The following is a 6,390-nucleotide window of genomic DNA, read 5'->3' on the forward strand; positions in this document are numbered from 1 at the left end:
TATGGCCGACGAAGTCATCGTTACAGAATTAATCATCGACAGCACGAAGTCGACGGCCGGCGCGGCTGAGTATCAGAAGGCTATGAAGGCCGCTGCGGCTGCGCAGGATGCGTTCATCGATCGTGAGCAGGCCACGACCAAGGCTATGGAAAAGCAGGCCAGCGTCATGACGATGACGTCAGGCTCGATCTCGTCTACCGCCAAGGCATGGGATCGCCTGAAGGCGTCCGTCGATCCGGCGTTTCAAGCGACCCAGCGCATGGAGCGCGCTCTCCTTACCGCCGATGCCGCCGCCAAGAAGCTCGGCGTTGATCAGGCTGAGATCAATCGCATCATGGATCTCGCTCGAGCGAAGCATCTTGCGACTGCCGTGGCAGTTGAAGAAGGCGCGTCCGCATCGGCCCTCGGCGCCACACAGATGGCCGCACTAGGCCATTCAGCACGCTCGGCAGCCGAGAGCCTAGCAATGGGTCAATCACCGATGATGGTGTTGACGCAGCAAGCCAATCACCTCTCCTACGCCCTGTCCGGCCCGCAGGGGCTTGTAGCGGCCAGCGCTGGCGTACGTGCTGCGTTCGGCACCTGGCTTACAACTTTACCAGGGCTGCTGACTGGAGCCGGCGTAGCGGCGGTTGGCGCGGTTGCGCTCTACATGGCTGCGACGCGCGAGAAAATCCTGTCGGTCGATGAGATCCTTGAGGGCCATAAGAAGCTTCTAGATGAGGTGGCTAATACCTACCCACATCTAACAGAGGCGCTGAAAAAATACGCTGATCAGGCGGCAAAGCTACCCGGCTCAGTCATCGCTGCTGACGCAAAAACCCAGATCGAAAACGACCAAAGGGCGCTGGCTGCGTCGCTGGATCATCTCAAGGTTGACCTTCGTGACCTTCAGCGTGCGTCAGACGTTGTTGGCTCGGCCGGCTCTGAAGCATTCGGCCAAATCGCGGACCAGATCGATGCAGGCAACGTCGACCTCGACAAGATGCTCGCGACTATTGGCAATCTCCGCCTTGATCCTTCGCTAACGCCGGATGCGCAGCACTACGCAGAAGGACTGCAGGCCGCAGCGCTTGAGGCGAAGAAGCTAGCGGACATCCTCGCTAAGGACCAAGGCGTCAATAGCATCTCGGTCGGCGGCCAGAAGGCCACACAGACGCTTGCCGAGGTTTCTGCCGGCTTCAAGGATGTCTCAGCGAAGGCCGGCAATGCCGACGCCACAATCGCCAAGCTATTCGGCACCATTAAGTCAGGTAGCGGAGACGGCTTTGGCGTCAGCAGGGGTTCCGGCATAGATGGTCTGGTCGGCCAGTTCGAGCAGGCTGGACAGGCGATCCAGAACATGCGTCGCGACCAAGTTCAGAGCATGCTCGAACTTACCGCGCAGTTACGCGATACCACCACGCAGGTCGATACGCTAAAGAAGGCTATCGCCACTGCGGGCGGCAAGGAGAACATAGACGCTTTCTTTGGCGATGTGTCCAACATCAAGAACGCCAATGCCGAGATTCAGAACTCGGTTGATACCGTCAACAGTCTATTTGATGCGCTTAATACTGGCGACAAGAACGCGAACGCCGTTGCGAGTGGGTTGGACCGGATACGGCAGACTCTGATCAATGACGGCTTCGGCGTCGATCAGGTCAAAAAGTTCATCGACAGCCTGATCGAAGCTCGCATGCAGTTGGATAGAGACACTGGTGCGGTGCATCAGTTGAGTGCGGCGGTCAATGCACTAAAGAACCGTACTATCACCGTAACGGTAGTCACGCGCCAGGTCGGTTCCGGCACGCAGTCGCAGTACGACGTGCCGAACGGAAGTGGCGGCACAAGCGGCGTGGGTGTCACACGCTACGGCGCGGTGCCAGGCACGCAGTCCGGCCCAACTATGACATCCAGCTCCGTGCCTAGCACTGGCTATGGCAGCCAAGGCGGCTCCGGAGATGGCGGCACAAGCCAAGTCAACGTCACCCGCTTTAGAAGCTCCAACACGATAACCGTTCAGCCGGTTCTGGATCCAGCCACCAACACTTGGAGCTATCCGCAGCGTGCCGCAGGTGGACCAGTGGCGGCTAATAGGCCTTATTGGGTGGGTGAGCGCGGACCAGAGCTTGTCGTGCCGCAGTCGGCGGCGACGGTCATCCCCAACGACAAGTCGCTTGCACTGTCACAGTCGACCATTCCAACGGCAGACCAGGACAAGCTGAACGCGGCCATCACCGATACCGCTGCCAACACCAAGAAAACTGCACTGCTACTCGACGACATCAAGACGAGTTCGGCCGGCTCCGGCTTTGGTGGCGGGTCGTCATTTGGTGGCGGATCGTCGTCTGGCGGAAGCACGCCGGACGATTCACAGAGGGCAGCCTATATGGCAGCCCTCAAGACTGCCAAATCCAACTTCAACGCCGCCGGCATCGTCGGTAAGGGTATCATTGGCTACGGATTGGACGGTCTTGCTGCCACGCCGGAGCAGGTTGCTCACCGGGCGGTGTACGGCTTCTCGACTGGCGGCATTATGGGGCCTGACACGCAGAAGGTCGAGTTCTTCAAGAAGCCAAGCGAGCGCGTCATTATTGCCGATCCCGATCAGTTCGATGATCAGCGTGGCGGTAAGTCTGGCAGCGGTGGTCGGCCGATCCATGTGACGCAAAACGTCACCATCCAAGGTGGCACCCCCTCCAAGGAGAGCTTAGCCGAACTGCGTAGGCAGTCTGCGCTTGGATTCCGGGACGCAGCGAGGTCCGTTAATGGTCGATAGCGCCTGGCTCGCCTTCGCGCTTTCCGCTGGCGTTGTTTTGGCGCTGGCTTGGCCTTTCTAGAGATCGCCGGGGCTTGCCCTGGCGCCGTCGGTGACCACGGATGTACTGGCGCCGACGGGACTTCGATCGAACTTGTTGATGGCCAGTGGCAGGGAGAGTTGGACTTAAGTCTGATCGGCAAAACGCAATGGTCTCATCCAAGCCGTGGCGTGGAACAGCTTACCTCTACGGTTGTTGTATCTCCGGAAAACTTCGGAGAAATCAGATGGATAGAAGCGTTCGTCAGCGCGCTGGAATGACAGAACGGCGGATGGCAATCAAGGAAGGGTATGCAAACAACGAGAGCCCGAAAGTTATAGCCACACGGCTTAACTGTAGCGTGGCTTCTGTTAAGGCTACGGCCAGCCAGTTGGGCATCACCCGCACCCAGAAAGCCGCGGCAGACTTTCGGCGTGGCTTCGCAGTCCCCGCAGAGATGCTGGCGCACTACAAGAAACTGATGGCCAACCATTTCAGCGCGAAGGAAAGTGGAAAGCTGCTGGGGTTGGTCACAGGGTGAAATCAGCGAACGCACATCGTACTAGCGGCCCAGCGGGGTAGCGCATCTTAGTCCCGCCAATAGGCTTAGTTGGTCAGTTGCTAATATGCCCATAGTTTAGGCAGCGCGGGGGACGTCCAAACAAAACCCGCAGTGGCCGGTGCGGCCCGCATCCCAAATAGCCCAGCCGCACCGGCCATTACCCTACGGCTGGATAGCGCCTGGTTTATAGTCCTTTGCGATGCCGTCTAGAGCCATCCATATCTCGTCTTGACTGTCGATGCCGCCGCTGAAAAGGGCGATAAGGCGACGCGCCAAATGCTCCCGCGCCGGGTGCGAGCCCTCAATTCCGGCTTGCTCGCAATACTCATCTAGAATTCTGGTAAGTGTCGCCAACTGTACGTCGTCGGCTATGCCACGATTGGTCATCGCGCGTAACTCCCTTACAGGGCGAAAGCGTGATCGACTCTTTCAAGCGCTCGTTGCCTTGCTAGATCGAGCGACAAAGCACTGTACGCTTCCGACAGTCGGTTAGCGAGTCAATTTCCCGCAAAAGGAACCATACCCCGTCGCTGTCGTTGGGTCTTCAAGGGACATGATGATGACTGACGAACAGGACAAGGGACCTAGCGGGCCGGACGACCCCGTCGTGCGTCGTCTGGTCAATGAAACCGGCATCACCGAAATGCAAGCCCGCCAGCTAATCGAACTCCTAGGGGCGCATAGCTGGGCGTCGCTGTTGCGGGAAGCGCACATTCTGACCGCCGGTCAACGGTAGGCGTCTAGGCGCGCTTCGGTCTGAAAAAGAAAAGGCCGCCGATCATGGCGGCCATCTCACTTGGGCAGAAGCACCGCGAGGCTAGTTCGCGGCGGTGGCAACTCTCTTGCCGGCGTTCTGGGTAGCGTTGACGGTGTTGGCAGCATCCTTGCCGGCGCCACGGATTGTGTTTGCGCAGGCCGATACCAAAAGCGCACTGGCGAGTAGCGCGATGACTGCATATGTGGATGTTTTCATGGACGGTTTATCCCTCTCTCGGTAAGACTCGCCCTACAGCAACGAAAGCCGGCTAAGCTAGTTCCATGGCCAAGACACAAAAGAGGAAACCAGACCAAGCGCGCGAACTTATCGCGTTCCTCGGGGCTCAATTGGGCGTCGCTTAATACGAGAAGCCCGCTTTCTGACCAGAAACGCTAAACGCTAACCGCGCGGTTTTGATTTCGGTCCCGGCAAGCTTTCCGACGGGTTTGCGGACAATTTTGCGGATCGCCGATCACTCAGCCAAAGCGACCGCTTTTTTCTTGCCAGTAGCTCATCGCGATCATCATCCGCGTTCACTCGGCCATGCCTCGCAGCAATCGCATAGTCGGCTCTGTTCGTTCGATAGTCCGTATGGACAGTCATTGTTTGATCTCCCTAATGTGATCAACGCATCACGGCTCCGGGCGGTTCCGTATCTCAGTTTAGTGGCGTCGAAGGAAAATAGCCGGCGCCCTCGCTGGGAGGTTGCCTGAAAGGCGCCGGCCTGGCGGAGAAAGGTCCGCCGCCGCGGCAGGGTAGCTGAGTCTTGACGTCACGTCATGGCCGCAAGTGTCCCGTTTCGGGAATAACAGACTGGCATCCATCTTGCTGCGTGAAGCTTGCCGGCTGACCCCGGTCCTGATCGCGTACTCTGATCAGGTGTAGGCTCGCCGGGTTTGAGGTGGTTGGGGTCCTTGCCCGGCGAGTTTGCCGTAGACTAGGCATCGCTAATTTTAGCGAGCGCGCGGGAACAAAATTTCGCATCCATCGTTGAAAATGCGACCGGATGCCTGTCCCCCAATTCGTTGTGTCCGGCCTGTGTCAAAGGCCCGCTGCCCTGCCCCGGCGGCGGGCTTTTCCTTGCGCGATCAACAAGTAGGCGTTTTCGCCTAGTCTACATTGACAAAATAGGCGTTTTCGCATTTTCAATGATGACTACTTGTGTAAACGCCACCTTTTGGACAAAAAATGTGAAGACGCCTAGTTGCATAGCGAAGACAGACCACAGTATTGATAAAAAATATCTCTTGCGACTCGCCGGGTTTTATGTAATTATAGATGGTAAGGGTTAGGGGTTATCTACAAAAAAGGTCGAAGCAGCGGCGGACCAAGATTACTCTTGGCCGGGGTGGCAAGCCATGTCCAAGGCTTAAGCGCCCAAAAGCTTGCCAGCGATCTCCAGTCGCCTCTCTCCCCCGGCAGCCGGACCTTCCGGCGGAGGCCTGGAGAGGCCAAACTGGAGAACCGAAATGAACGCTCTTACCGACATTGTCGCCGAACCGCCGCCTCCTGAAGCCTGGCGCTTCAAGATAGGCCAGTGCATCTCACACAAAGACCAGATACTACCGTCGCTAGTTATGGGACGGGTTAGGACGACCAAGGGCCGCGAGGTGTACGGCGTGCGGTCCTTTATGCATGTGGATCCATGCCGAGACCGGATGATATTGGGAGACAGCTTGGTAAGCGTCTCGCCGGGTAGCCAGCCGTGCATGCAGTGCTTGCTGCATGAGACGGGGCTGTGTCCGGGGTGTGGGCAGAACGACGCCTGACCGCTCAGCACAGCAACGACAAAAGCCCGCTCCTGCGGGCTTTCTGTTGTCCGGTGGCGACGATAAAAAACCCGCTGCCGGGGGGGGGTGAGCAGCGGGTTTCTTTTACTAAGCTAGCCTTCAGGACAGGGGGATGCGTGGCTAGCTTGGCGCCGACCACAGCTGTGCAAGTGGATGGCCGACGGCTAGAAAACTACCCCCCGGCTAGGCCACCCCACAATTGCACAAGGGTATCGCCGTCATACGCGAAGGGGTTACGGGCATACGCGAAAGGGCGGGCTTCTCTTTTGGGGCTGGGTTTGTCAAGCAAAGGGATCCTCACCGTGGCATACCATGCGCGGCGTTGGTCGTGGTGTTGACGGCTGATGCGTAAACGGCTTCGATGCGCCGGAGATGATGAGTGCCCGCCAGGGGTCTGGCTTCTCTTCGAAGTCGGCGCGCGACCGCTCCATGATCGGGTCGGATGGAGAGGCATCTCAATCTTTTTACCGAAACTGTCAGTCTGACCTGACGTCCAAGCCC

General features: G+C 58.2%; 5 protein-coding genes. 3 read left to right on the forward strand and 2 right to left on the reverse strand.

Annotation, left to right across the window (positions count from 1 at the left end; translation table 11 throughout):
- Window position 1: 1 nt before the first annotated feature.
- Window positions 2–2,761, forward strand: coding sequence for a hypothetical protein (locus tag AC1D08_RS31415; protein ID WP_477424977.1), 2,760 nt, complete (start codon window positions 2–4; stop codon window positions 2,759–2,761).
- Window positions 2,762–3,027: 266 nt separating this feature from the next.
- Entirely contained in the window at window positions 3,028–3,321 is a 294-nt protein-coding gene (locus tag AC1D08_RS31420; RefSeq protein WP_477424979.1) for a hypothetical protein, read from the forward strand.
- Between the two features lie 183 nt (window positions 3,322–3,504).
- Here the strand turns inward: AC1D08_RS31420 and AC1D08_RS31425 are convergent, their stop codons facing one another.
- Window positions 3,505–3,729 (reverse strand): hypothetical protein, encoded by a 225-nt coding sequence (locus AC1D08_RS31425; RefSeq protein ID WP_477424981.1) that lies wholly within the window; start codon window positions 3,727–3,729, stop codon window positions 3,505–3,507.
- 172 nt (window positions 3,730–3,901) lie between these two features.
- On the opposite strand from AC1D08_RS31425, the gene AC1D08_RS31430 reads away from it, so the two are divergent.
- A complete protein-coding gene (locus AC1D08_RS31430) occupies window positions 3,902–4,078 on the forward strand; it encodes a hypothetical protein (RefSeq protein ID WP_457154838.1) in 177 nt (58 codons plus the stop codon).
- Window positions 4,079–4,159: 81 nt separating this feature from the next.
- Here the strand turns inward: AC1D08_RS31430 and AC1D08_RS31435 are convergent, their stop codons facing one another.
- Window positions 4,160–4,315, reverse strand: coding sequence for an entericidin domain-containing protein (locus AC1D08_RS31435; RefSeq protein WP_457154839.1), 156 nt, complete (start codon window positions 4,313–4,315; stop codon window positions 4,160–4,162).
- Window positions 4,316–6,390: the final 2,075 nt, after the last annotated feature.

Source organism: Mesorhizobium sp. P2_E6, assembly GCF_056403835.1.